Source organism: Mycobacterium sp. 1274761.0 (genome assembly GCF_001668615.1).
In the GTDB taxonomy this organism is placed as follows: Bacteria; Actinomycetota; Actinomycetes; order Mycobacteriales; family Mycobacteriaceae; genus Mycobacterium.
On record NZ_LZMC01000062.1, the window covers coordinates 130,520 to 154,807 of the forward strand.

General features: G+C 64.6%; 25 protein-coding genes. 15 read left to right on the plus strand and 10 right to left on the minus strand.

The window, feature by feature from the left end; translation table 11 throughout:
* Nucleotides 1–12 precede the first annotated feature (12 nt).
* Nucleotides 13–1,542 (minus strand): molybdopterin-dependent oxidoreductase, encoded by a 1,530-nt coding sequence (locus A5651_RS13055; protein ID WP_066980832.1) that lies wholly within the window; start codon nucleotides 1,540–1,542, stop codon nucleotides 13–15.
* Between the two features lie 98 nt (nucleotides 1,543–1,640).
* Here A5651_RS13055 and A5651_RS13060 point away from each other — a divergent pair, with 98 nt between their 5' ends.
* The 3 genes from A5651_RS13060 to A5651_RS13070 all read left to right on the plus strand — a co-directional run bounded on the left by A5651_RS13060 (nucleotide 1,641) and on the right by A5651_RS13070 (nucleotide 3,815).
* Nucleotides 1,641–2,408: an SDR family NAD(P)-dependent oxidoreductase gene (locus A5651_RS13060; RefSeq protein WP_066980835.1), complete on the plus strand. Its 768-nt coding sequence runs from the start codon at nucleotides 1,641–1,643 to the stop codon at nucleotides 2,406–2,408.
* Nucleotides 2,409–2,495: 87 nt separating this feature from the next.
* Complete coding sequence (locus A5651_RS13065) at nucleotides 2,496–2,711, plus strand: hypothetical protein (protein ID WP_066980838.1); 216 nt, start codon at nucleotides 2,496–2,498, stop codon at nucleotides 2,709–2,711.
* Between the two features lie 36 nt (nucleotides 2,712–2,747).
* Nucleotides 2,748–3,815, plus strand: a complete 1,068-nt coding sequence (locus A5651_RS13070) for a phosphotransferase family protein (protein WP_066980841.1) — start codon at nucleotides 2,748–2,750, stop codon at nucleotides 3,813–3,815.
* On the opposite strand, the gene A5651_RS13075 is transcribed toward A5651_RS13070, so the two are convergent.
* Both A5651_RS13075 and A5651_RS13080 read right to left on the minus strand, forming a co-directional pair.
* Entirely contained in the window at nucleotides 3,812–4,555 is a 744-nt protein-coding gene (locus tag A5651_RS13075) for a sulfite exporter TauE/SafE family protein (RefSeq protein WP_066980844.1), read from the minus strand. The two genes, A5651_RS13070 and A5651_RS13075, sit on opposite strands and share 4 nt — an antisense overlap.
* Nucleotides 4,556–4,613: 58 nt before the next feature.
* Entirely contained in the window at nucleotides 4,614–5,270 is a 657-nt protein-coding gene (locus A5651_RS13080; protein ID WP_082943746.1) for a PAS and ANTAR domain-containing protein, read from the minus strand.
* 259 nt (nucleotides 5,271–5,529) lie between these two features.
* On the opposite strand from A5651_RS13080, the gene A5651_RS13085 reads away from it, so the two are divergent.
* Nucleotides 5,530–6,036 carry a homocitrate synthase gene (locus A5651_RS13085; RefSeq protein ID WP_066980847.1) on the plus strand — a complete coding sequence of 169 codons (507 nt, stop codon included), beginning with the start codon at nucleotides 5,530–5,532 and terminating at the stop codon, nucleotides 6,034–6,036.
* Between the two features lie 73 nt (nucleotides 6,037–6,109).
* On the opposite strand, the gene A5651_RS13090 is transcribed toward A5651_RS13085, so the two are convergent.
* Complete coding sequence (locus A5651_RS13090; RefSeq protein WP_066980850.1) at nucleotides 6,110–7,591, minus strand: cytochrome P450; 1,482 nt, start codon at nucleotides 7,589–7,591, stop codon at nucleotides 6,110–6,112.
* Nucleotides 7,592–7,709: 118 nt separating this feature from the next.
* Here A5651_RS13090 and A5651_RS13095 point away from each other — a divergent pair, with 118 nt between their 5' ends.
* A complete protein-coding gene (locus A5651_RS13095) occupies nucleotides 7,710–8,345 on the plus strand; it encodes a TetR/AcrR family transcriptional regulator (RefSeq protein ID WP_066981225.1) in 636 nt (211 codons plus the stop codon).
* A gap of 27 nt (nucleotides 8,346–8,372) precedes the next feature.
* Nucleotides 8,373–9,227, plus strand: a complete 855-nt coding sequence (locus A5651_RS13100) for an SDR family oxidoreductase (RefSeq protein WP_066980852.1) — start codon at nucleotides 8,373–8,375, stop codon at nucleotides 9,225–9,227.
* A gap of 7 nt (nucleotides 9,228–9,234) precedes the next feature.
* Here the strand turns inward: A5651_RS13100 and A5651_RS13105 are convergent, their stop codons facing one another.
* Genes A5651_RS13105 through A5651_RS13115 form a run of 3 tightly spaced genes read right to left on the minus strand, consistent with a single transcriptional unit; the run spans nucleotide 9,235 to nucleotide 12,102 of the window.
* The gene (locus A5651_RS13105) at nucleotides 9,235–10,422 is read right to left on the minus strand and encodes an AAA family ATPase (protein ID WP_066980856.1); all 1,188 of its coding nucleotides are present in this window, start codon (nucleotides 10,420–10,422) and stop codon (nucleotides 9,235–9,237) included.
* 28 nt (nucleotides 10,423–10,450) lie between these two features.
* Entirely contained in the window at nucleotides 10,451–11,506 is a 1,056-nt protein-coding gene (locus A5651_RS13110; protein ID WP_066980859.1) for a DNA polymerase IV, read from the minus strand.
* Entirely contained in the window at nucleotides 11,503–12,102 is a 600-nt protein-coding gene (locus tag A5651_RS13115; RefSeq protein WP_066980862.1) for a TetR/AcrR family transcriptional regulator, read from the minus strand. Before A5651_RS13115 ends, A5651_RS13110 begins: the two co-directional genes overlap by 4 nt.
* An 87-nt stretch (nucleotides 12,103–12,189) precedes the next feature.
* Between A5651_RS13115 and A5651_RS13120 the strand changes: the two genes are divergently transcribed.
* A complete protein-coding gene (locus A5651_RS13120; RefSeq protein ID WP_066980865.1) occupies nucleotides 12,190–12,732 on the plus strand; it encodes an NADPH-dependent FMN reductase in 543 nt (180 codons plus the stop codon).
* Here A5651_RS13120 and A5651_RS13125 read toward each other — a convergent pair.
* Nucleotides 12,691–13,920, minus strand: a complete 1,230-nt coding sequence (locus tag A5651_RS13125; RefSeq protein WP_082943755.1) for an alkane 1-monooxygenase — start codon at nucleotides 13,918–13,920, stop codon at nucleotides 12,691–12,693. The two genes, A5651_RS13120 and A5651_RS13125, sit on opposite strands and share 42 nt — an antisense overlap.
* 134 nt (nucleotides 13,921–14,054) lie before the next feature.
* Between A5651_RS13125 and A5651_RS24940 the strand changes: the two genes are divergently transcribed.
* The 5 genes from A5651_RS24940 (at nucleotide 14,055) to nrdE (ending at nucleotide 19,263) form a co-directional block, all read left to right on the plus strand.
* The gene (locus A5651_RS24940) at nucleotides 14,055–14,246 is read left to right on the plus strand and encodes a rubredoxin (RefSeq protein ID WP_082943747.1); all 192 of its coding nucleotides are present in this window, start codon (nucleotides 14,055–14,057) and stop codon (nucleotides 14,244–14,246) included.
* A gap of 15 nt (nucleotides 14,247–14,261) precedes the next feature.
* The gene (locus A5651_RS13130; protein WP_082943748.1) at nucleotides 14,262–15,980 is read left to right on the plus strand and encodes a GMC oxidoreductase; all 1,719 of its coding nucleotides are present in this window, start codon (nucleotides 14,262–14,264) and stop codon (nucleotides 15,978–15,980) included.
* A 430-nt stretch (nucleotides 15,981–16,410) separates the two neighbouring features.
* Complete coding sequence (locus A5651_RS13135; RefSeq protein ID WP_066980868.1) at nucleotides 16,411–16,659, plus strand: redoxin NrdH; 249 nt, start codon at nucleotides 16,411–16,413, stop codon at nucleotides 16,657–16,659.
* 16 nt (nucleotides 16,660–16,675) lie between these two features.
* Nucleotides 16,676–17,128: a class Ib ribonucleoside-diphosphate reductase assembly flavoprotein NrdI gene (gene nrdI, locus A5651_RS13140; protein ID WP_066980872.1), complete on the plus strand. Its 453-nt coding sequence runs from the start codon at nucleotides 16,676–16,678 to the stop codon at nucleotides 17,126–17,128.
* On the plus strand, nucleotides 17,095–19,263 hold the full coding sequence (gene nrdE, locus A5651_RS13145) for a class 1b ribonucleoside-diphosphate reductase subunit alpha (RefSeq protein WP_082943749.1): 2,169 nt from the start codon (nucleotides 17,095–17,097) through the stop codon (nucleotides 19,261–19,263). Before nrdI ends, nrdE begins: the two co-directional genes overlap by 34 nt.
* Before the next feature lie 22 nt (nucleotides 19,264–19,285).
* On the opposite strand, the gene A5651_RS13150 is transcribed toward nrdE, so the two are convergent.
* Both A5651_RS13150 and A5651_RS13155 read right to left on the minus strand, forming a co-directional pair.
* Complete coding sequence (locus tag A5651_RS13150) at nucleotides 19,286–19,600, minus strand: hypothetical protein (protein ID WP_156662867.1); 315 nt, start codon at nucleotides 19,598–19,600, stop codon at nucleotides 19,286–19,288.
* A gap of 170 nt (nucleotides 19,601–19,770) precedes the next feature.
* Nucleotides 19,771–20,952, minus strand: coding sequence for an NAD(P)/FAD-dependent oxidoreductase (locus A5651_RS13155; protein ID WP_066980883.1), 1,182 nt, complete (start codon nucleotides 20,950–20,952; stop codon nucleotides 19,771–19,773).
* 152 nt (nucleotides 20,953–21,104) lie between these two features.
* Here A5651_RS13155 and A5651_RS13160 point away from each other — a divergent pair, with 152 nt between their 5' ends.
* From A5651_RS13160 to A5651_RS13170, 3 genes are all read left to right on the plus strand, one after another.
* Nucleotides 21,105–21,845, plus strand: coding sequence for a TetR/AcrR family transcriptional regulator (locus tag A5651_RS13160; protein ID WP_066981234.1), 741 nt, complete (start codon nucleotides 21,105–21,107; stop codon nucleotides 21,843–21,845).
* 73 nt (nucleotides 21,846–21,918) lie between these two features.
* Entirely contained in the window at nucleotides 21,919–22,665 is a 747-nt protein-coding gene (locus A5651_RS13165) for a hypothetical protein (protein WP_066980886.1), read from the plus strand.
* Nucleotides 22,666–22,696: 31 nt separating this feature from the next.
* Nucleotides 22,697–24,271, plus strand: a complete 1,575-nt coding sequence (locus A5651_RS13170; RefSeq protein WP_066981237.1) for an HD domain-containing phosphohydrolase — start codon at nucleotides 22,697–22,699, stop codon at nucleotides 24,269–24,271.
* Nucleotides 24,272–24,288 lie beyond the last annotated feature (17 nt).

Here is a 24,288-nt window from a genome sequence, read left to right on the forward strand (position 1 = left end):
CGAAGGACGGGATCACATGACGGCGAATGTCACCGAGTGCCAGCCGGAGGCGCCGTCGGGCACCGGATCGGCCCGCTGCTCGGTCTGTACCGCGCCGGTGTTGTCGGTGGCTCGCACCGTAATCGTGTGTGAGCCAGGGGCATCGGCATGCCACGGGAATCCCCACAGCCGCCACGTGTCGTTCGAATAAGCGGCTCCGAGTTGGGCCGGCCGCCACGGGCCGTCATCGATGCGCACCTCGACGGCCTTGACACCGCGGTTCTGCGCCCAGGCCACTCCGCCGAAGGTGACCGGGCCGCGGGCGACCTCCTGCCCGTTCTGCGGCACGTCAATGCGCGATGCCGTCTTGATCGGACCGCGCGGTGACCAGCCGAGCTTCGTCCAGTACGCCTGGGCCTTGTCGAACCGGGTGAGTTCGAGGTCGACGACCCACTTCGTCGCCGACACGTACCCGTACAGGCCCGGCACGACAAGCCGTGCGGGATAACCGTGTTCGGTGGGCAGCGGTTGACCGTTCATGGCGATCGCAAGCAGGGCGTCGCGTCCGTCGGTCAGCGCCTCGACCGGCGTACCCGCTGTGAACCCGTCGCTCGAGGTCGACAGCACCATGTCGGCATCGGGCCGAACACCGGCCTCGGCCAACAGGTCTCGCAGCCGGTAGCCCGTCCAGCTCGCGTTCGAGATGAGGTCGCCGCCGACCGGGTTGGACACACAGGTCAGCGTCACGACCTTCTCGACCACCTCGAAGCGCCGCAGATCCTCGAAGGCATAAGTGACTTCGCGATCGACCATGCCATGGATTCTCAGATGCCAGTTGGCGCGGCTGAGCTGCGGCACGGACAGCGCCGTGTCAATCCGGTAGAAGTCGTTGTTGTTGGTGACAAATGATGGCAGCGCAACACCTTTCGGCTGTACCGTCGGTGGGATGGGCGGTGCCGCGACATCGGCGGCGGGCAGTGAGAACGCCTCGCGGTCACCGGCAACCGATGTCCTGGCCCTGGACACCACGACACCGATGACGCCGGTCAGCGCGCCCCCGGCGAGCAGCCCCAGTGTCACCAGCGACAGTCGGCGACCGTGATCGGGAACGTCGGGGTCCTCGGAAGCAGGTTCATCGGTGATCCTGCCCGAGGCCAACAGGCGCAGCACCGCGACGCCGCACAGGGTGCCGATCACGGTGGGCACGATGTGGACAATCGACGCGCCCGTGCGGGACAACACCGCGGCGCAGCCAGCGAGCCCGGCGAGCACGATCGCCGCGCTGCCGATCGGGATGCGGCGCCGCTCCAGTGAGCCGGCGACCGCGGCGATGAGTGCGATCACGGCCAGCACCAGAAGCGATAACGCGAGCTTGTCGGCGGTGCCGAACGTCGTGATCGCCCATTCCTTCACCGGTCCGGGCGTCAGATCGATGACCGTCGACCCGATGGCGGTGCGCGAGTCCGATTGCGGGCCGACGAACGCGGCCATGAGCTGGGTCACCCCGAGCGCGACCGCAGCCGCCGCAATCCCTGCCATCGCACGAACGCCGCTTGACGCCATGCTGGCCAAGGTACCGATCAAGCGACCCGAAAGCCTTACCCGAAAACGGCGTCGGTAGGTTCCTTTACGAATTGAGCACTTTTTGGAAAGGGAGCCAGATGGAGATCGCGGGTAAGAAGGCCGTCATCGTGGGCGGCGCATCCGGGTTCGGCAAGGCGACAGCCGAGGCGTTGGCCCAGCGTGGTGCCAGCGTCGCGATCCTGGACCGGCCGCAGTCGAAGGGTAAAGAGGTCGCCGATGCGATTGGCGGCACCTTCCACGAGGTGGACGTCACCGACTTCGAGGGCACCGAGACGGTCCTGAACGACGCCATCGAGGCGCTCGGGGGCCTGCACATCGCCGTCACGACAGCGGGTGGCGGCAAGGGTGAGCGCACCATCAGCAAGGAGGGTCCGCACAGCCTGGACTCTTTCCGCCAGGGCATCGACCTCAACCTCATCGGCACCTTCAACGTGAGCCGGTTGGCCGCCTGGGCGATGAGCAAGAACGACCCGGTTGATGACGAGGCCGAAGAACGCGGCGTCATCATCAACACCGCATCGATCGCGGCGTTCGAGGGCCAGATCGGACAGGTCGCCTATACCGCTTCCAAGGCCGCCATCGCCGGGATGTGCCTGACGATGGCGCGCGATCTCGGCAGCCTCGGCATCCGGGTGCTGGCCATCGCGCCGAGCCTGTTCGCCACCGGATTGACCGAAGGCATTCCCGACGAGTTCGCCAAGGTGCTGACCAAGGACGCCGCGTTCCCGAAGCGGCTGGGCAAGCCGGAGGAGTACGCGAAGCTGGCGGTCGCCATCGTCGAGAACGCGATGCTCAACGGCCAGTGCCTCCGGTTGGACGGCGGTCAGCGCTTCGCACCCAAGTAGCGGCGGCTTCGGCGTGGCTGGTTGCGGTGACCGCGATCATCCACGCCGAAATCGCAATACTGTGTCGGTCCGGACTAATGTTTGCGCATGCAAATTCACGCGTGGTCCGTGGACTGTCAGGCCGACGCCTACACCAGCACGTACCACATCTCGCCGGGCGACCTCGACGAAGGCATCAAGGCGCTGTTGGTCTTTCGCGGCGAGGGCGACACAGAGCAGCAGGGCGCGGGATTTGTGCGGGTCCGCGCATTCCGCGAAGGCGTCATGAACGGAGCCCAGTCCTGCGTGACCTACCAGGGGTGAATGCGTATGGGTCCGCGGCCTGACACCATGTCACCCATGCCCGCTGACGCGCAGCCCCTGCCGACCCTGAGCGAAACCGACCAGTCCGCGCTGCAGGACTGGCTGCGACGGCACGGGATCGGCGAGATCGTCACCGATGTCGAGCCGCTGACCGGCGGCACCCAGAACATCGTCGTGCGGGTGCACGTCGACGGGCGCCCGATGGTGCTGCGGCGACCGCCCCTGCATCCACGGCCGACCAGCGACAAGACGATGCTGCGTGAAATCGCCGCACTGCGCACGCTGGCGGGCACCGACGTCCCGCACCCCGGTTTCATCGCCGCGTGTGAAGACCTCGACGTGCTCGGTGTCGTGTTCTACCTGATGGAGGAAATCGACGGTTTCAACCCCGGCAGCGACATGGCCGAGGCCTATGTCCGCGACAAGAGCATGCGGCACGACGTGGGGCTGTCCTATGCGGCCAGCCTCGCACAACTGGGCAACGCCCCGTGGGAGGGTAAGCCGCTCGCCGAGCTGAGGCGGCCGGGATCCTTTCTGGCGCGCCAGGTTCCGCAGTTTCTGCGGTTGCTCGAGAGCTACCGGCACGACCGGTACGACCCAGCATCGCTTGCCGTCGGTGATCTCGCGGACTGGTTGCAGACCAACCTTCCGCCCGACAGCGAGCCGGGAATCATGCATGGTGACCCGCACCTGAGCAATGTTCTGCTGCGGCGCGACAGGCCGGAGCTGGCGGCATTCGTCGACTGGGAGATGTGCACGGTCGGCGATCCGCTCCTGGACCTCGGCTGGATGCTGATCTGCTGGCCGCTGGACACAAACGCCATCACCGCCGGCGCAATGCTGGCGGCGCTTGGCGGTCTGGCGACCCGACGGGAGCTGCTGGAGGCGTACTGGGCCGCCGGGGGACGTGAGACGCCGCGGCTGGATTGGTACGTCGCGATGGCCTGTTTCAAGCTGGGCGTGGTCATCGAGGGCACGTGGTCGCGGTACCTGATGGGCAAGGCCAGTCGAGAGGCGGGCGAAGCGCTGCATGCCAACGCGCAGAATCTGATCCACTTGGGGACCCGGGTAGCCAAGGGCGACAGCCCCTTTCAGCTGGACTAGCCGTAGGCGTCGAGCCCCAGCTTGAGGGCCAACGCCAGACCCGCAGCCCCGATCAACACCCGGAGCGGACCTGCGGGCGCATGTCGTACCACCACGGGACCCAGTCGCGAACCCACCAGACAACCCGCTCCGAGCGCGATGACCGCGAGCCAGTGCACGGGTGCACACACCGAGAAGATCAGCGCAGCAACAGAATTGGAGACACCGAGCGCCACATTTTTGCCTGCGTTGGCGACGGCGAGCGTGGTCCGCTCCGCATGCAGAAATAATGCGATCAGCAGAACCCCGGCGGCGGCCCCGAAGTAGCCGCCGTAGATACATATCAGGAAGACGACGACAAACGCCAACCGGTATCGCCGCTGGCTTGATGCACTGTTGGTGGTCCGCGGCAGCAGAATCACCACTGAGGCGAGGCCGAGCAGGATCGGTACCACCCGCTCGAAACCCTCGCTGGGCGTCGACAACAGCAGTACTGCGCCGAGGATTCCCCCGGCGACGGCGGCGGGCACGATGCGCTTGACCCAATCCGACCGGCCGAGGAGTTCGGGATGTGAACCCCACACCGAGCCGATGCCGTTGAACACCACCGCGACAGTGTTCGTGACGTTCGCGGTGACGGGCGGCAGACCAACCATCAGCAGAGCGGGATACGTGGCCACCGACGCCAGTCCAGCGATGCTGCCGGTCAACCCTCCAGCGATGCCGGCGGCAGCGAGGAAGGCAGCTTCCCACCAATTCATTTGAGCGATATCGTGCCTGGCCGCCCGATCCGGCGTCGCAAGCGCCCCGAGCGATCCGCTATCCGGCCACCCGCTGGTGCGCGGTGAGCAGCAACTGGTCGGCTCGCGCTCGGACGTCTGCCGGGATGTTGAGCCGGCCGGTGTAGTCCTCGACGATCTGCCCAACCAGCTTGCGTAGCTTGGTGTTTGTCTCCTGCGAACGCCACACCATGATGTCGAACGCATGCTCGGCCGAGATGCCGTACACGGCCATCAAAATGCCTTTCGCCTGTTCGATCTGTGACCGATGCTTGGTGAAGTCAGCGATAGCGGCATTCATGGTCTCCTCAGTGGCGATATCGCTGAGGTCGACGTAGAAGCCTTGACTGCCCACCACCGCACCATCGTCGCCGCGGAGCTGCTCGGCCACGACCAGCACGCTATGGGTTCGGCCCGCCGTGTCAACGATGCGATGCCGGCTGCTGAACGCGTCGCCCTGCTTTGCCATTGCGTCGATCAGCTGCGCGACCTTGGCGGCGTCGTCAGGATGCTTATGCGACAACACCAGCGCCGTGGTCGGTTCGACCGTCGACGGCGCGTAGCCATGCATGCGCGCGACTGCGTCGGACCACTCCCACCGGTCGTCGTCGCGAAAATAACGGAAAGCGCCGACCCGGTTGGTCGGCCTGATCGCTGTGTTGTCTGCATCAGCGCTGCAACTTCTCAACGCACCCACCCCACCCGTGCCTACCTGCGGTTAAGTGAAGCGAGGATCCCATCTAAAGGACCGGGCAAACAGTGCGCCGAGCGAAGAATCGGCCCTCGCTCCGTCCGAAAAACGAAGTTGGCGGGTTCGCCGGACAGCGGCTAGCATTCGTGACGTGCCGAGACGACTCGTAGTAACAATCCCCAGCGGGGTCTGATTCTGACCGACCCCTCGCTGCGGGTCGTTGCTACACCGTCGGTCGCTTGCTACACCGAGAAAAGACCGGCACATGACATCTCCACCACAATCCGCGACGAGCGCGCCCTCGGCACCGGCCACGGTCGCGGACAATTTGGCCGCACCTCTGCCGCGTGGCCTGCGCAGTGAGGCAGATGCGATGGACTGGACCATGTTCATGACCACGTACGCCCCGACCTCGGGTCCGCTGCGACTCGGGCAATGGGTCTGCACCGACAAAGACTGCCCGCCGACGCGGCTGGGTCCCCAGCCGCGCAATTACCAAGCCACGCTCGCCATCGGGGACCGGATCGCCACGGCGACGGCCTCGGCGTCAGGTCCGGTGGCCGCACTCACCGCCATGCTTCATGAGCAGGGCATCGCCATCGAGATGGTGTCGTTTCACCAGCTCCCTGCCCTCGGCGAAACCGCGACCTTCATACGGGGCGGCAACGGCTACCACACCGAGTGGGCGCTGGGTCTCGACGAAGACCCCACGCTGTCAGCGCTGCGCGCGGTCATCGCCTGCGCCAACAGGCTGTTGTCGACGGGCACCTGACCCGCGAAACGATATTCCTGCACGCGTCCTCTCGCACTTTTGGTGCTGGAATGCCGTTTCGCGGAACTGGAGGCTAACGCAAGGGGCGAAGCACTATGTGCATTCCGTCTTTCGGCACCGGCATGCCCCCGTAGTCCCATTCGGTGGTGTAGTCGGGCCGGGGCAACTCGAGGTGGTACTTGCGCAACAACCGGTGCAGGATTGTCTTGACCTCGAACTGGCCGAACGTCATGCCGATGCACTTGTGGGCCCCTCCGCCGAATGGGCTGAACGCGTAGCGGTGCTTCTTGTGCTCGTTGCGGGGCTCGGTGAAGCGCTCCGGATCGAACTTCATCGGTTCCGGATAGAACTCCTCGAGACGGTGGTTCATGCCGGGGTAGGCGATGACATTCGTGCCCTTCGGCAGGTAGTACCCGAGCAGTTCCGTATCGCGGACGGTCTGCCGCATCGCCCACTGGACCGGTGTGACCAGTCGGATCGACTCATTGAGCACCAGATCGAGCGATTCCAGCTTTTCCAGGGCCTCGATGTCGACAGGACCGTCCCCGAGTCGGTCGGACTCGTCACGGCAGCGCTCCTGCCACTCGGGGTTCCTGGCCAAGTGGTAGATCATCGTGGTCGCCGTCGACGTCGAGGTGTCGTGGGCGGCCATCATCAGGAAGATCATGTGGTTGACGATGTCGGAGTCGGAGAACTTGTTTCCGTCCTCGTCCTCGGTGTGGCACAGCACGGTAAGCAGGTCGGAGCCCTCCTTGCCGCGACGCTCCTTGACCCGCTCCTCGAAGTAGTTCTCCAGCAGCTTGCGGGCCTGTAAGCCGCGCCACCAGGTGAACGGCGGCACTCCGGTGCGGATAATGGCGTTGCCCGCGCGCGTGGTCGTGGTGAACGCCTTGTTGACTTTCGTGACCAATTCCTTGTCTGTTCCGGGCTCGTGGCCCATGAACACCATCGAGGCGATGTCGAGCGTCAGCTCTTTCATGGCCGGATACATCAGGAACCGCGGATCGTTGGGCACCCAGTCGTTTGCGATGACTTGCGACACCACCTTGTCGACCTGTTCCTGGTAGCCGACCAATCGGGTCCGGACGAATGCCTCCTGCATGATCCGCCGGTGGAACATGTGCTCCTCGAAATCGAGAAGCATGAGGCCCCGGTGGAAGAACGGCCCGATCACCGGCACCCACCCCTGCTGAGAGAAGTCTTTGTTGCGGTTGGAGTAGACGGCTTGCGCCGCGTCGGGACCGAGTGCGGCGACCGCGGGTAGCGCGGGGGAGTCGGCGTAATACAGCGGGCCGTATTTGCGGTAGATGTGCAAGAGGTAGTCCGGGCCGCCGCGAAACATCTCGATCATGTGGCCGATGATGGGCAGTCCGGCATCGCCGATGACCGGTTTCAGGTCGCTACCCGGAGGCGGCGTTGCCATCGGCCGCTGAGGGAAGTCGGTGTCGAGCAACTTACGTTCAACCAGGCCCATCCCCGGAAAGTTGTTGAACGACGGCGTCAACCGCCGCTTCGCCTGGTCGAGTAGATAATCCTTGGTGCTGATCGCGGGCATCGATGCTCCTGAAGCAGAAAAGACTGTGGCCGTTGTCACTCTCATTCTCATACTGAATGGCAGACTTGACGCATGTCAAGTTTGGCCGAAGTGAGGCGTGCTGCGAAGGTATATGGACATGACTGCTGAATCGGCGCCGCAGCAGATTCGGCGCAGCCGGGGGGATCGGCAACGTGACGCGATCGTCGAGGCGGTTCGCGAGCTGCTCCACGAGAGGTCGTTCGCCGACCTGTCGGTCAGCACCATCAGCGAGCGGGCGGGTGTCGCCCGGTCAGGCTTCTACTTCTACTTCGACTCCAAATACGCGGTGCTGGCGGTGATTCTGGCCGACGCCAGTGAACTGCTCGATAGCCTCACCCACCATTTCGCGCCGCGGGAGCCCGGGGAGTCTCCCGCGGATTTCGCCAAGCGGATGGTGGGTAGCGCGGCGGCTGTGTACGCCAACGACGATCCCGTATTGAAGGCCTGCGCCGTTGCCCGCAACACCGACGCGCAAATCCGCGAGATGATGGACGACTTCTACGACGCCATCATCGACAAGCTGATCACGCTGCTCGAACAGGACTCCGAGGCGCATCCGATATCCGCCGATCTGCCTGCGCTCGTCCGCACGTTGGCGGCCACCACGACATTGACGCTCACCCACGACAGCGCGTTCGTCGGGCGCGGCACCGATCCCAGCCGCGCCGTCGATGCATTGGAGCGGCTGTGGGTTTCGGCGATCTGGGGCCGCGACGAGCTCGACAAGGCTTGAGTCAAAACGGTCTAGAAAGGTCCAACCATGGGGCAGAACGGCTTTGCGGGCAAGCGTTGTTTTCTGACCGGGGCCGCCAGCGGCATCGGTCGGGCCACGGCGCTGAAGCTGGCCGCCCAGGGGGCACAGCTGTACCTGGCCGACCGTGATGCGCGCGGTCTGGCGACGACGGTGGCGGATGCACGCGCGCTGGGCGCCGATGTGGCCGAGCACCGTGCCCTCGACATCTCCGACTTCGACGAGGTCACCCGCTTCGCCGCCGACATACACGCCAACCATCCCGCGATGGATGTGGTGATGAACATCGCGGGCGTCTCGGCGTGGGGGACGGTCGACCGCCTCACCCACGACCACTGGAAATCGATGATCGACATCAACTTGATGGGCCCCATTCACGTCATCGAGGCATTTGTCCCGCCGATGGTCCACGCGCGTCGCGGCGGCCACCTGGTCAACGTGTCCTCGGCGGCCGGCCTTGTCGCGCTGCCGTGGCATGCCGCCTACAGCGCCAGCAAGTACGGTCTGCGGGGTCTGTCGGAGGTACTGCGCTTCGACCTCGCTCGCCACCGCATCGGTGTGTCCGTCGTGGTGCCCGGAGCCGTGAAAACCCCACTGGTGCAGACGGTTCAGATTGCCGGCGTGGACCGCGACCATCCCGACGTGCAGAAGTGGACCAACCGGTTCACCGGACATGCGGTCTCACCCGAACACGTCGCCGACCGGATCCTGCGTGGTGTGGCCCGCAACAGGTTCCTCATCTACACCTCACCCGACATCCGTGCCCTCTACACGTTCAAGCGGGTGGCGTGGTGGCCGTACAGCGTCGCGATGCGCCAGGCCAACGTCATCTTCAGCCGCGCACTACGCCCGGGCATGACGTAACCGCGCATCAGCGCTTACCCCAGTCCCACGCCGGCGTGCTGAGCATGCCCAGCCCCTCGATACGTGTTTCGCCGAGATCCTTATACAGCGGAATTTCCACCGCGTCCGTCTCATCGTCGGCGTCGGCCACCGGTGTCGTGGACAGGAACTCCAGCATCTTCCGGGAATGAGTGACGACGACGACCTGCGTCAGGCTGGCTGCCGCCGCGATCAGGGACGCCAACGAGTGCAGCAGATCGGGATGTAGCGACGTCTCGGGCTCGTTTAGCACCATCAGCGACGGTGGTTGCGGGCTCAGCAGCGCGGCGGCCCACAACAGGAATCGCAGTGTGCCATCGGACATTTCGGCGGCGCGCAGCGGACGCAGCATGCCCCGCTGGTGTAGCTGCAAATCGAACAGGCCGTCGTGCACGGCGACCGAAACCCAGGCGCCGTCGAAGGCATCGGCGACTGCGCGGGCGAGGTCGTCGAATCCCGCCTCGATGATCGTCTGCACCGCCGCCGCGACGTCGCGCCCGTCGTCGGCGAGCACGGGTGTGCGGGTGCCGACCTGGGGAAGCCGTGACGGCGCTGAGGTGTCGACGCGGAAGCCGTCGTAGAAGCGCCACGTCCGCAGCCGCTGGCGCACCGCGGCCAGTTCCGGATGAGCACCGGGATGGGCATATTCGGTGAGCACGCTGCGATATGGCGGCAGTGAACGGGAAACCTCCTCGAAGCCCCGCCCGGACTCCGCGCTCACCTCGACGTAGTCCCGCGTTCGTCTCACCATCGTCGAGCTGCGCCGCATCACCGATCCGGCGAACACCACTTCGCGCTTGATCTCTGGATCACGGGCGAACAGGGACTTGAAGCCCGCCATCTGCGGCATCCCGAGATCGACGAGGTAGCCGAAGTCCTCTGAGGCGAAGCCGAGTTCAAGTGCCACCGGTCCCGTGCGGGCAGTGCCCTCGACGCGGCCGCTGCGCCGTGCTTGACCGAGGCTTTCCGGTCCGGCCCACAGCACCGAGTCCAGCCCACCTTCGCGGGCGAGCGATCCGATCACTTCACCGCGGCCGCAGTCGGCGAGCAGTCGCAACGCACGGTACAGCGACGACTTGCCGGTGCCGTTGGCGCCGGTGACGACGGTGAGCTGACGAAGTGGCAGCACGACCTCGCGCAGCGAGCGGTATCCGCGGACCGCGACTGTGTGCAACATGGGGTGAGGGTATTGGTTGGGTGTGACGTCAGTAGCCGCTCGGCGGCGGCGCCAGCTCCAACCGCACACCGAGCAGCCGGACCGGACGATCGAGTTCGAACTGGTCGAGCAACTGCAGGGCGATCGCCACGATTACGTCGGCGTCCATGCCGGCCGAGGGCAGTTTGCGGATTTTCGTGCGGGTGAAAAAGGTCTTGGTGCGCACGATCACCGCGACCCGCGTGACGACCCGGCCTTGGCCGGCTACCTCGCTGAGTGTCTTGCGGGCCAAATCGGCTACGGCAGCGTCGATCTCGGCGCGATCGGTCAGGTCCTTGGGGAAGGTGATGACGTGGCTGCGAGATCGCGGCACCCACGGCTGTGCGCTGACGCTGGTGTCGCCTCCGCCCTTGGCCAGCAGCAGGATCCACAGACCGGTGGTGGGTCCGAACGTCGACGTCAGCAACGCAGCGTCGGTTGCAGCCAGATCGGCTACGGTGGTGATGCCAAGCCCGGCAAGCTTTTTGGCGGTCTTGGGCCCGACACCCCACAGCGCGTTGACTGGACGGTCGCCCATAACGGCCATCCAATTGGCTTCGGTGAGCTGATAGATGCCAGGGGTGGGCTTACCGAAGCCGGTGGCCACCTTGGCGCGTTGCTTGTTGTCGCTGATTCCGACCGAACACGTCAGACCGGAGCCTGCGGCGACTACCTCGCGAATCTGTCCCGCCAGCGTGGCGGGGGAGACGGCGTCATCGAGGTCAGCGCCGATGTAGGCCTCGTCCCAGCCCCACACCTCAACCGGGTGACCGAAGTCGCGCAGCAGGCCCATGACTTCCTCGGACGCTTCGTCGTAGGCATTGGTGTCCAAAGGCAGGAACACCGCGTCGGGGCATTTGCGTGCCGCCGTGCGCAGCGGCATCCCGGCGTGCACACCGAATTCGCGCGCCGGGTAGGACGCGCACGTGACGACCTTCCGCGGCTCGGCGGGGTCGCCGTTGCCCCCGACGATGATGGGCAGCCCGCGCAGTTCCGGATGCCGGCGCATTTCGACAGCGGCCTGAAACTGGTCGAGGTCGACGTGCAGGATCCAGCGAGTGCTCACGTGCCACAGAGCTTGCGCGCCAAGCTCTCCCACTTGTCACCGAGGCTGTCCAGCGTCTCGCCACGATCCGTGAGTTGGTGATGCACATAGTCGGCGTCGAGCAGCGCCAGCAGCGCATCGGTCTGGGTGTCCAGGTCCCCGGTGGTTCCCGCGCCCTCGAGCAGCAGCCGCACGTGCGTGTGCTGCACCATGGCGGGTGCGCTGTAGCGCGTCTCGGGGTCGCGATTGGTCGCCGACAGAAGCGCGTAGTGGGTGTGGGCGAACTGCAGGCGTTCCCGGCCGAAGGCCAGCAGACGCTCCAGCGGCGGCGCATCAGGACCTAGCGGGGGAGGCCCGAACAGAAACGCGTGCTGACTGGCCTTCTCGTCTTCGTCGAGAAGCACCATCATCAATCCGGCGCGGCTGCCGAACCGACGGAACACGGTGCCTTTGCCGACGCCCGCGGCCGCCGCGATATCGTCCATCGACACGGCGTCGGCGCCCCGTTCGGCGATGAGGGTGCGCGCGGCATCGAGCAACAGCGCCCGGTTACGTGCGGCGTCGCCCCGCTCCTGTGGGGCGGAGATCGGCAGGCCGCCGAGCTGGGGGACGCTCATTTCTGAACTTTAACGCAGCAGGAATAAAACGGACCATAGTCCGTTTCAATCGTGCGAAGATAACGGCGAAAAGATTGAGGGGAACACATGGGCGAGGTCAAGATCCTGACGCTGGTGGGCAGTCTGCGCGCCGCATCGATCAACCGTCAGCTCGCCGAACTGGCCGCTGAAACAGCGCCGGACGGCGTCACGGTAAATGTCTACGAGGGCCTCGGTGATCTTCCGTTCTATAACGAGGACATCGATAACGAGGACGCGCCGGATTCCGTTGTGGCGCTGCGTAAGGCTGCCGCTGAAGCCGACGCGGCACTGGTCGTTACACCCGAATACAACGGCAGCATTCCCGGCGTGCTGAAAAACGCCATCGATTGGTTGTCTCGACCATTCGGAAACGGTGCACTCATGGGCAAGCCGGCGGCTGTCATCGGCGGGTCATTCGGTCGATACGGCGGCGTGTGGGCGCACGATGAGACCCGCAAGTCATTCGGGCTCGCGGGTCCGCGCATCGTCGAGGATCTGAAATTGTCGGTGCCGTTCAAGTCGCTAGACGGAAAGCACCCGCGCGAAAACGCTGACGTCGCCGCGAAGCTACGCGACATTGTCGGCAAGCTGGCCGCCGAAGTCGCCTGATTGCACTTTCTTTGCATAGCGGGGGCTGAGCGCGGCTAGGTGAATTCGCCCGCCGTAATGGGCGATGACGCGCGGGTCCATGACGCGGCGCCACAGCGGCGGCACCATTGCAATCAGCATCATGGTTGCGTAGCCCGACGGCAGCTGCGGTGCTTCGTCGGCGTGCCGAAGGGTCTGATATCGGCGCAGCGGATGGGCGTGATGATCGGAATGCCGCTGCAAATGGAACAGGCAGAGGTTGGCGACGATCGTGTTGCTGTTCCAGCTGTGTGAAGCGCGCACGCGTTCGTAGCGCCCGTCGGGCAGCTTCTGTCGCCGCAACCCGTAGTGCTCGAGGTAATTGACCGTCTCCAGCATACAGAACCCGATGACGGCCTGTCCGGCGAGCCACGGCACGATCACGACGCCGAACCAGGCCACCAGAACCGCGAACAGGATCACGGTAAGCAGCCAAGCGTTGAGCACGTCGTTGCGCAGGCTCCAGTGCGACGTGCCGATCCGCTCGAAGCGAGCACGTTCCAGTCGCCAGGCCGACCGTATGCCGCCGATCACCGACCGCGGGATGAAGGAGTAGAGGGATTCTCCGAGCCGTGCGCTCGCCGGATCCTCTGGTGTGGCGACGCGCGCGTGGTGTCCGCGGTTGTGCTCGACGACGAAATGGCCGTACCCCGATTGGGCCAGCGCGATCTTGCCCAGCCTGCGCTCGGGCCCGACCCGCCGATGCCCGAGTTCGTGGGCCGTGCTGATCGCCACCCCGCCGATGATCCCGACGGTGACCATCAGCCCGAACCTGTCGACGAGCGTCATGTCGACCCAGCCGCCGCCCGCCCAAATCCAGCACGCGAAGATCAGCGACAGGTATTGGCCGGGCAGATAAAGCACATTGACCCACCGATAGAAGCGGTCGTTCTCCAGCCATGCCAGCGCACTGTCGGGTGGATTCTCGGCGTCAGGGCCGACCCAATGATCGAGCACCGGGATAACCGCGAACGCCAGGATCGGGCCGAGCCACCAAAACAATTCGAATCCTGTCACCTGCACCAGAAACCAGGATTCGGCTACGAGCGACGGAACAAGCGGCGCGAGTAGCCATAGAAGCCGTTTTCGGTCCCGCCAGCTGTATTCGTCCCCGGCCTTCTCACGGGTCTCATCGCGCCCGCATGGCGCGGTCCGCGAAAGCGGTCCCATCGTGAACCCCCGTTTCGTTGCCATAACTACTATCGCAAACTACAAAATGCGGCTAATGTATTCAACCCGTAGCCAAAAAGCAGTGGAAAAGTTGCTGCGAATGCGGCGAGCCCGACGGATGAGGGGAGAATGCCATGACGTCGGCCCAGTGCCCGGAGTGCGGTTACACCTATCGAGAAATTGCAGGTAATCCCCGTGAAGGCTTTCCAGCGGGCACGCCTTGGTCGGCGGTCCCAGTGGATTGGAACTGTCCCGATTGCGGGGTTCGAGACAAGCTCGACTTCGTCGTCTGCGCCGAAGCCGCGGCTCCCGGCGCGCGAAGCTGACCGCATTGGTTAAAGATGAAATATTCGCCAAACCTGCAAGGCACCGACAAGTTACCGATCCTCGACGGCGCGAAGTCGAGGCCCCCGAGGGTGCTCTCTCGACGGCGTTTCCTCGGCGCGACCGCCGGGGTGGCCGTCGGCGCCGCACTCGGGGCGGGATTCCTCGAATTCGAACGACGGCGATCTGACTCCGCGGGGCGAAGCCACTTTCCGGCCATCGTGGTCGGCAGCGGATACGGCGGGGGAGTCTCGTCGCTGCGGCTCGGTCAGGCCGGTATCGAGACTCTGATCCTGGAGAAGGGCCGGTTCTGGAACACCCCGGACGACGACGGCAGACGCTTCACCCGCATGCTGCCCGCCGACACCCGGGCCGGCTGGTTCACCGACGTGCCGCCCAGCCTGGTGCCGTCGTACATGGGCGTGTCCGTCGAGCAGGTGACCAAGAACAACCCGTCCCCGCAGCCGGTACAGGCGGGCATCTGCGACAAGTCCGTGCATGGCGCTCACAGCGTGTTCCGCGGAATCGCCGTCGGCGGGGGATCGATGATCAACGCCGCGATCGCCGCGGTGCCGACGCCGGACCAAGTGCGCGCGGCGTTCCCCGATATCCCCGCCGAGGAGTTTCTCGGCACCTACATCGGCCGCGCCGCCGAGGTGCTGAAGATCAACCACCGCGACATGGACTGGTTCGAGCAGACGCCGTACTTCCAATACGCCCGCGTGGGCCGTCAGTACGCGCAGACCGCCGGGTACGGGGTCGACTACAACGCCAGCGCGTACTCATTTGAATACATGAAACAGGAAGAGGCGGGCCAGGTTCCGCGCTCAGCGTTGGACTTCGAGCAGCAGTACGGCAACAACTTCGGACGGTTCGGCAGCGTCGACCAGACCTATGTAGCTGCGGCGCTGGCCACCGGCAACGTGACGCTGCGCCCGCTGACCGAGGTCACCGCTATCCGCCGTGAACCGTCCGGTGAGTACGTGGTGTCGATCCGCGAGATCGACCGTTGGGGCGGCGAGGTCTCGCGCGACGAGCTCGGCTGCGACCGCCTTTTCGTGAGCGCAGGCGTGCTCGGGACGTCGGAAATTCTGCTGCGGGCCCGCGACACTGGCGCGCTGCCAGATCTGAGCGAGGAGCTCGGCCGCGGATACGGCAACAACGGAGACGTCATGGTTTCTCACATGACCAGCGACTCCGATCCCACCGGCACCCAGCAGTCGCTGATGGGGATGATCAACCTCGACGGCCGCGACGATCCCGACAATCCGGTGTACGCCAGCGTCTTCTCGATTCCTCTGCCCGTCGAGACCCATGCGCTGGGCTACTACGCGATGGTCAGGACCGACGACCGCGCCGATATCCGCTACGACCGGGCCACCGACAGCGTCACCATCGACTGGCCCGACGGACACACCGAACATCTCGTGGCCAGGGCCAGGGCGGTGTTCGACACGGTGGTCGCCGCCAACGACGTCGACTATCGCGACGACATCTTCAACGGTGAGGTCTTCGCACCCCACACCGTGCATCCGCTGGGCGGCGCGGTCCGGGGCAGGGCCACCGACAGCTTCGGGCGGGTCAAGGGCTACGACAACCTGTTCGTCAACGACGCGTCGCTGATCCCGGGCTACATCGGCTGCAATCCGTTCATGTCGATCACCGCCCTTGCCGAGCGCAACATCGAGGGCATCCTGCAGGGCAGGCACGACACCGCCGGCACCGCCCTTCAATAACCGTCCGGAGGCTTTGCTGTTACGTCACCGTGACGATCCGGCCTCAGCGGTTTGTCGGTGCCTCCTGGTAAACCTCTCCCTTACGGGCGACACAGGGGGAATGTGATGTGCGACACGCCGAGGCGGCTGGCGCGCTCGGGCTTACGACCAGGGAATTTCATAAATGTTGTTTCGAAGATGTGGTATCCCTTCTGAATGTCGGACACTAGGTGTAGTGTTTGGCGCACCGACAGACCCCCACAGATTCCACGCTTTGTACGGGTCGGCCGGAGTGCTGAAACCGGCGGAATCGGTGTCCCCGACAAGCCGGCCAAGCAATCCGGACGGCTGGAATTTTGAGGGCCCGTGGGTCGCTGAACCTCAGTGATGAGCAGTTCGAACGAGTTGCCAGTCCGTATTTCGTCCCGTCCGCAGAGGAGCTGTACCGCAGATGACCCGCACATCGATCACCGTGTACACCAAGCCGGCATGCGTGCAGTGCAACGCCACCTACAAGGCGCTCGACAAGCAGGGCATCGCCTACGAGAAGGTGGACATCACCCTCGACTCCGAGGCCCGCGACTATGTCATGGCACTCGGCTACCTGCAGGCACCTGTGGTGGTGGCTGGTAACGACCACTGGTCGGGGTTCCGTCCCGATCGGATCAAGGCGCTGGGCGCGGTCGCGGCGACGGCCTAAGGGGTATCCGGCGGGCATGAGCAATCTCGTCTACTTCTCCAGCGTCTCGGAGAACACTCACCGCTTCGTCGAGAAGCTGGGCATGCCCGCCAGCCGCGTTATTCGAATCCCTCTGCACGGGCGTATCGAGGTCGACGAACCGTACGTGCTGGTGCTGCCCACCTACGGCGGCGGGCGGGCCACGCCCGACATCAACGACGGAGGCTATGTCCCCAAGCAGGTCATCGCCTTCCTCAACAATGAGCACAACCGGTCGCTGATCCGCGGAGTCATCGCAGCCGGCAACAATAATTTCGGTGCGGAGTTCGCCTATGCGGGCAATGTCGTATCCACCAAGTGTGGAGTTCCGTACCTGTACCGCTTCGAACTGATGGGAACCCCCGACGACGTCGACGCCGTCCGTGCGGGCTTGAAAGAATTTTGGAAGGACCAGACGTGCCACCAACCGTCGCAGCTGCAGAGCCTGTAACCACCGGCGCGCACGCGCTCCCGGGAGAGACGGATTACCACGCGCTCAACGCGATGCTGAATCTGTACGACGCCGACGGCAAGATTCAGTTCGACAAAGACCGCGAGGCAGCACATCAGTACTTTCTGCAGCACGTCAACCAGAACACGGTCTTCTTCCACGACGTCGACGAGAAGCTCGACTACCTGATCCAGAAGAACTACTACGAGCGCGAGGTGCTCGACCAGTACTCACGCAACTTCGTCAAGACGCTGCTGGATCGCGCTTATGCCAAGAAGTTTCGGTTCCCGACGTTCCTCGGGGCGTTCAAGTACTACACCTCCTACACGCTGAAGACGTTCGACGGCAAGCGCTACCTCGAGCGCTTCGAGGATCGGGTGGTGATGGTGGCGCTGACGCTGGCCGCCGGTGACACCATGCTTGCCGAGAAGCTGGTCGACGAAATCATCGACGGCCGGTTCCAGCCGGCGACGCCGACATTTCTCAACTCGGGCAAAAAGCAGCGCGGCGAGCCGGTCTCGTGCTTCTTGCTTCGCATCGAGGACAACATGGAGTCCATCGGGCGTTCGATCAACTCTGCGCTGCAGCTGTCTAAGCGTGGTGGCGGAGTTGCCTTGCTGCTGAGCAATATTCGCGAGCACGGCGCGCCGATCAAGAACATCGAGAACCAGAGCAGCGGCGTCATCCCGATCATGAAGCTGCTCGAGGACTCGTTCTCGTATGCCAATCAGCTGGGCGCGCGCCAGGGCGCCGGCGCAGTGTATCTACACGCCCACCACCCCGACATCTACCGGTTCCTCGACACCAAGCGGGAGAACGCCGACGAGAAGATTCGGATCAAGACGCTGTCGCTGGGTGTGGTGATCCCAGACATCACGTTCGAGCTGGCCAAGAAGAACGAGGACATGTACCTGTTCTCACCGTACGACGTCGAGCGGGTGTACGGATTGCCGTTCGCCGACATCTCGGTGACCGAGAAGTACTACGAGATGGTCGACGACGCACGGATCCGCAAGACGAAGATCAAGGCGCGCGAGTTCTTCCAGACGCTGGCCGAGCTGCAGTTCGAATCGGGTTACCCCTACATCATGTTCGAGGACACGGTGAACCGGGCCAACCCGATCGAGGGCAAGATCACCCACTCCAACCTGTGCTCGGAGATCCTGCAGGTGTCCACACCGTCGGTGTTCAACGACGACTTGTCGTATGCCAAAGTCGGTAAGGACATTTCGTGCAACCTCGGCTCGATGAACATCGCCAAGACCATGGACTCGCCGGACTTCGCGCAGTCCATCGAGGTGGCGATCCGGGCGTTGACCGCGGTCAGCGATCAAACGCACATCTACTCGGTGCCGTCGATCGAGCAGGGCAACAACGACTCTCACGCGATCGGCCTCGGCCAGATGAACCTGCACGGTTACCTGGCCCGGGAGCGAATCTTCTACGGGTCAGAAGAGGGTATCGACTTCACCAACATCTACTTCTACTGCGTGCTGTATCACGCGCTGCGGGCGTCGAACCGGATCGCGATCGAGCGCGGTACGCATTTCAAGGGATTCGAGAATTCGAAGTATGCGTCGGGGGAGTTCTTCGACAAGTACACCGAGCAAGTGTGGGAGCCCAAGACCGACAAGGTGCGCCAGCTCTTCGCCGGGGCAGGCATCCGCATTCCCACTCAAGAGGATTGGGTCAAGCTGAAGGAGTCGGTGCAGAAGCACGGCATCTACAACCAGAACCTGCAGGCGGTGCCGCCGACGGGGTCGATCTCCTACATCAATCACTCGACCAGCTCGATCCACCCGGTGGCGAGCAAGATCGAGATCCGCAAGGAAGGCAAGATCGGCCGTGTCTATTACCCGGCGCCGTATCTGACCAACGACAACCTCGAGTACTACCAGGACGCCTACGAGATCGGCTATGAGAAGATCATCGACACCTACGCCGCGGCCACCCAGCACGTGGACCAGGGGCTGAGCCTGACGTTGTTCTTCAAGGACACCGCCACTACGCGCGATGTGAACAAAGCGCAGATCTACGCGTGGCGCAAGGGAATCAAGACGCTGTACTACATCCGGTTGCGCCAGATGGCACTGGAGGGCACTGAGGTCGAAGGCTGCGTCAGCTGCATGCTGTAGCTTCTCGGCTCAACGGCTTGCGTTATCCGAGTTCGGCGACTGGCAAGTGGTCGAACGGCGTCAGCACAGGCCTTTTCGGGGGAACGCTGGGGCCGGGATTGGCCTCTTCCAGCTTCGCCTCGTGGTCGATCCAGCACTCGCCGGTTTTCTCGTCGTAGTCGCCGCCGTAAAAAACGCAGCAGACGCCGATGCCGTCGGTATCCTGGTGGTCGCCGACGCACTCCCAGAAGTCGTCGCTCACCGGGGCCGCGGTGGCGGTCGCGGCGAATCCCATTGCCAGACCTGCCATTAGGCTTGTTATTGCCAGGCCGCGTCGCAGTGCGTGCTCGATGCTCATGAATGAGATTCTCACGATCACCGCATTGACCGGAAACCTCCGGCAAGCCACATTCCACTCGTGGCCGGTGAGGGTTTCCTAGCTGCTGGGTAAGCGCGCGAAGTAGGAGTTATGACACGGGTTTCACGCAAATGCGTGTCATAACCCGTATCTCGCCGCCAATCGCCGCGCTACTTGTAAGTGTGCTGCGGGCCTTGCGCTTTCTTGTACAGCGCCTTGAGCATCCGATCGCGGAACGCAGCGTTGTCGATCAGGTTGATGCCGGCATTTGCGACCTTGGGAAAGCCCAGCAGCTTGTGAAAGTACCGGCCCCGCCGGTACTCGCGGCCCCACGCAGCCTCCATGCGCTGCGCGTAATTGGTGAAGTCGTCAGGACCGCCGTTCTGCAGCGCCGCGATCGCGCACTCGCCGGCGGCCAGCCCTGATTCGAGCGCCTTGGAGATACCCGCACCAGAGGCGGGCTTGCCCGCACCCAGCGAATCGCCGGTGAACAGCACGCCTGGACGCCACGGCGGCCACGCCGTGAAACCCATCGGCAGCCGCCACGCTCGTACGCTCTTGTTCTTCTTCAGCTCCTCGATCGGCGGCAGCTCCCACTCGGATGGGAGCGTGCGGAGGAACTCGCCGAGGAACTGGGTCGCGTTGATCGCCTGCCAGTTCTTGTAGCTGTTGACGTAACCGAGCCCGATGTTGAAGCGGCCGGCCCCCATCGGGAACACCCAGCCGTAGCCCGGCAGCTGGTCTCCCTTGAACACCAGCTTCAGGTAAATGTCCAACGAGTCGGAATCGGGCCGGTTGGCGTGCATCTCCGAGCGAATCGCGATGGCCGAGTAGCCGTTGTATTCCGAGTCGATCTTCAGCGCCCGCTTGATGGGGGAGTAGGCGCCGTCGGCTGCGATGACCGCGTCGCCGTAAACCTTCTCGCCGCTCTTCAGCGTCACGCCGACCACCCGGTCGTTCTCCACGATCGGCCCCGTCACCTCAGCGGACTGGCGCACCTCGGCTCCCGCCGATTCAGCGTGTTTGAGCAGCAGCGTGTCCAACTCCGTCCGGCTGACGGTGTGGCCGTGGTCGGGCATGCCCGGCCGCTTCGGGAACGTGAGCTCCCACTGGCTCGGGCTGAATGCCGTCACTCGGTTGACGCGGTGGAAGGCGGCGACCTCCCTGGCCAGGCCCATCTTCTGCAAGTAGCTGACCGCGCGGGCGGTCAGGCCGTCGCCGCAGGGCTTGTCGCGCGGGAACTGGGCCTTGTCGAGCACCACCACGTTGGCGCCGGTCTGCGCGGCCTGCCACGCGGCGGCCGAACCCGAAGGGCCCCCACCTGCGATGACCAGGTCATATCGCTGTGTCATACGTCTCGTCTCGTCTGATGACTGTCGCCGCGATATTACCCGGGTCTGCCCAGCTCAGCTTCTCCGCCGATGCCAGCGATCGGCTGTTTTCGCGGCGCGTCCGGGCCCGGTTCGGGCAGGTCAGACAGTTTCCGGCAGGTACAGTGGTCCAAATGCGCGGGATGTCGAAATCACGCTCCGGTCGTGAACCGGGCGTCAAAGTCGACGCGCGGAGTGAACGCTGGCGTGAACATCGCAAGAAGGTGCGGGCGGAAATCGTCGACGCAGCCTTCCGCGCCATCGACCGCTTGGGGCCGGAGCTGTCGCTGCGTGAGATCGCCGAAGAGGCGGGTACTGCCAAGCCGAAGATCTACCGTCACTTCACCGACAAGTCAGACCTGTTCCAGGCGATCGGTCAACGCATGCGCGACATGCTGTGGGCAGCGATCATCCCGTCGATCGACGTGGAATCCGACTCCGCGCGCGAGCTCGTCGGCCGCGGCGTCGAGCACTACGTCGACCTGGTCGATCAACACCCCAACGTCGTGCGGTTCCTCCTGCAAGGCAGGTTCGCCGACCAATCCGCGGCGGCGATGGCCACGGTGAACAAGGGTCGTGACATCACGCTCACCATCGCCGAGATGATCAGCGGCGCACTGGAAGAGATGGACCTCAACCCTGCGGCCTTCGAGCTTGCTGCGTTCGCGATATTCGGCACCGCGGCCTCGGCCACCGATTGGTGGCTGGGTGCCGACGAGGAGAGTCCCCGCCGGATGCCGAGCGATGAGTTCATCAGGCACATGACCACGATCATGATGGGTGCGATCAACGGCACCGCGGAGCTGCTAGGTATCGAAATCGATGCCGATAAGCCGATTCAGACCGCGGTTCGCAGGCAACAACCCGTGGCCTGACACGGTTTGTTTCTCGCAAACTTGAGGCAAGCGCCTCATGTGGCGACGTGGGTGCCGAGCCGAACATCGGTGCATGAACACAACACGCACCCCCCTCGACGCCGTGAAGGCCGTCCTCGACAACCCCGTTCTGCCTGACGGGGACGACGAGCGATTCGCCGGCTTCGGCGTCATGGGGCTTCCCTTTGAAAATGGCCATTATCTGGCCCTGCGCCAATTCCCGACGGCATCGTTCGCACCGGCGTATCTGTCGGTGTGGCACCGTGATCCGGCGGGCGACTGGACGTTCTACGCCACCACCCCGGCCGAGCAGAGTTGCGCTCGCTACTTCAGTTCGGCCACCGGCAACGACGCCGTCCAGTGCGATATCGACGTCACGTGGGTGACGCCATGGTGGTTCCGGGTGACGATCCCGGGCCTGCTCGAATGGTCGGTGCACCTGCAATCAACGTTCGTGAGCCGGATGCTGACCAAGGTCGCCGGCCTGCTTCCGGAGTCCGCGTGGACTAACCGCAGCATGCTCGACATCCTCGGCCGCGTTGCGGGAATGACGTTGGGGGCTGGCGATCTTCGGCTCGCCGGCGCGGCGCCCAACGGCCAGCATTTCATGGTCGCGCCGCGGAAAGTGTGGACGGTATGCGCGTCGCGGGCAGTGCTGTGCGGTGAAGACCTCGGCCCGATCGGGCGACTGAAGGAACAGGCGCGGTTGGCCGATTTCCGCCCGCCGCAGACCGGCATCTGCGTGATCGGCACAGGCCATTTCGAGACTTTCGACGAGACCGTCCACATCGCCGCCGGCGAGACCGCGCTGATCGGCTGACGCAGTGGAATCCGACCGGCACAATTCGCAGATGGATTCACGATTGGCCGATCCGACACCTCGGCCCGCTCCCAGCCGGGCCGAGGTGTTGGCGGCACTGTCGGTGGCCATCGATCTCGGACTTGGCCAGCCCGCCGAGCACATGCTGCGTTCAGCGCTGATTGCGACACGCATCGCCGACCGCTTCGGGCTCAGCCGCGAACAAAGGGACTGCACTTACTACGCGACGTTGATCATGTGGATCGGTTGTCACGCCGACTCCCACGAATACGCGCAGTGGTTCGGCGACGACATCGCGGTGCGTCACGACTCCTACCTGATCGACTGGTCGGGGTTGCCCTACCAACGCTTCCTGCTTACCAACATTGCGCGCGGTCAGTCACTGATCCGCAGGCTCAGCGTGACGGCGTCGCTGTTGGCCAACGCCCGCGGCCAGATCAGCCGATTGATCCACTCGCACTGCACATCTGCCGGTCTGCTGGCCGACCGCATCGGGCTCAGCGGCGATGTGCAGAAGGTATTGGCGTTCACGTTCGAGCGATTCGACGGTGGCGGATTACCAACTGGCGCAAGTGGAGACGCGATCCCCATCGAGATGCGGGTGGCCCAACTCGCCGAGATGCTGGAGGTGCATCAGCGGGCCTACGGCATCGACGGCGCGATCGCCATGGCCCGCGGTCGCCGCGGCGGCCAGTTCGACCCGCAGCTGGTCGATCTCGTCACCGCCGATGCGGAACAAATCCTCACCGGTCCGCCCGCAGGCGATGTGTGGGCGGCAGCACTGCGGGAGGCCCCCGACCGCGGCACGCGGCTCGACGAAGAGGGGCTCGACGCGCTGCTGGTCGCGCTCGGCGACTTCGTCGACCTGAAATGCCCCTTTACGCTTGGGCATTCCCGCGCCGTGGCCGCCCTGGCCGCCGATGCCGGCACGGCAGCGGGGCTGGAGGCCGACACCGTAGCGTCGCTCCGGCGTGCCGGACACGTCCACGACCTTGGCCGCATCGGCGTGTCCAACCAGATCTGGTCCAAGCCGGGCCCGTTGAGCGCCGCCGAGTTCGAGCGCATGCGGCTGCATCCCTACATGACCGTGCGGATCCTCAGCCACGTCTCGGGGCTCGAGCTGATCGCTCAGCTCGCCGGCAACCACCACGAATGCCTGGACGGCACCGGCTACCCACGCGGCCTGACCGATGCCGGGCTGCCGATGGCCGACCGGGTGCTCGCCGCGGCCGTCAGCTACCAGTCCGCGCTGGAGCCGAGGCCCTACCGCGAGCCGCAGTCACCCGAGTCGGCGGCCAGGCGGCTGCGAGGCCGGGTCAAGGACGGCGAGCTGGACCCCGCGGCCGTCGAAGCCGTGCTGCGCGCGGCGGGCCATAGGCCCGAACGGCCGAACGTTCGGCCCGGCGGCCTGACGCCTCGCGAAATCGAGGTGCTGTGCCTCGTGGCGCGCGGCGCCTCGAACAAGGAGATCGCCAAGACGCTGGTCATCAGCGAGAAAACCGCCCGAAACCACGTCGAACGCACCTACGCCAAGATCGGCGCCTCCAACCGCATCGGCGCCAGCATGTACGCGCTCAAGCACGGGTTGGTCAACCCCGTCGCATGACTCGAAATACCCGGTAC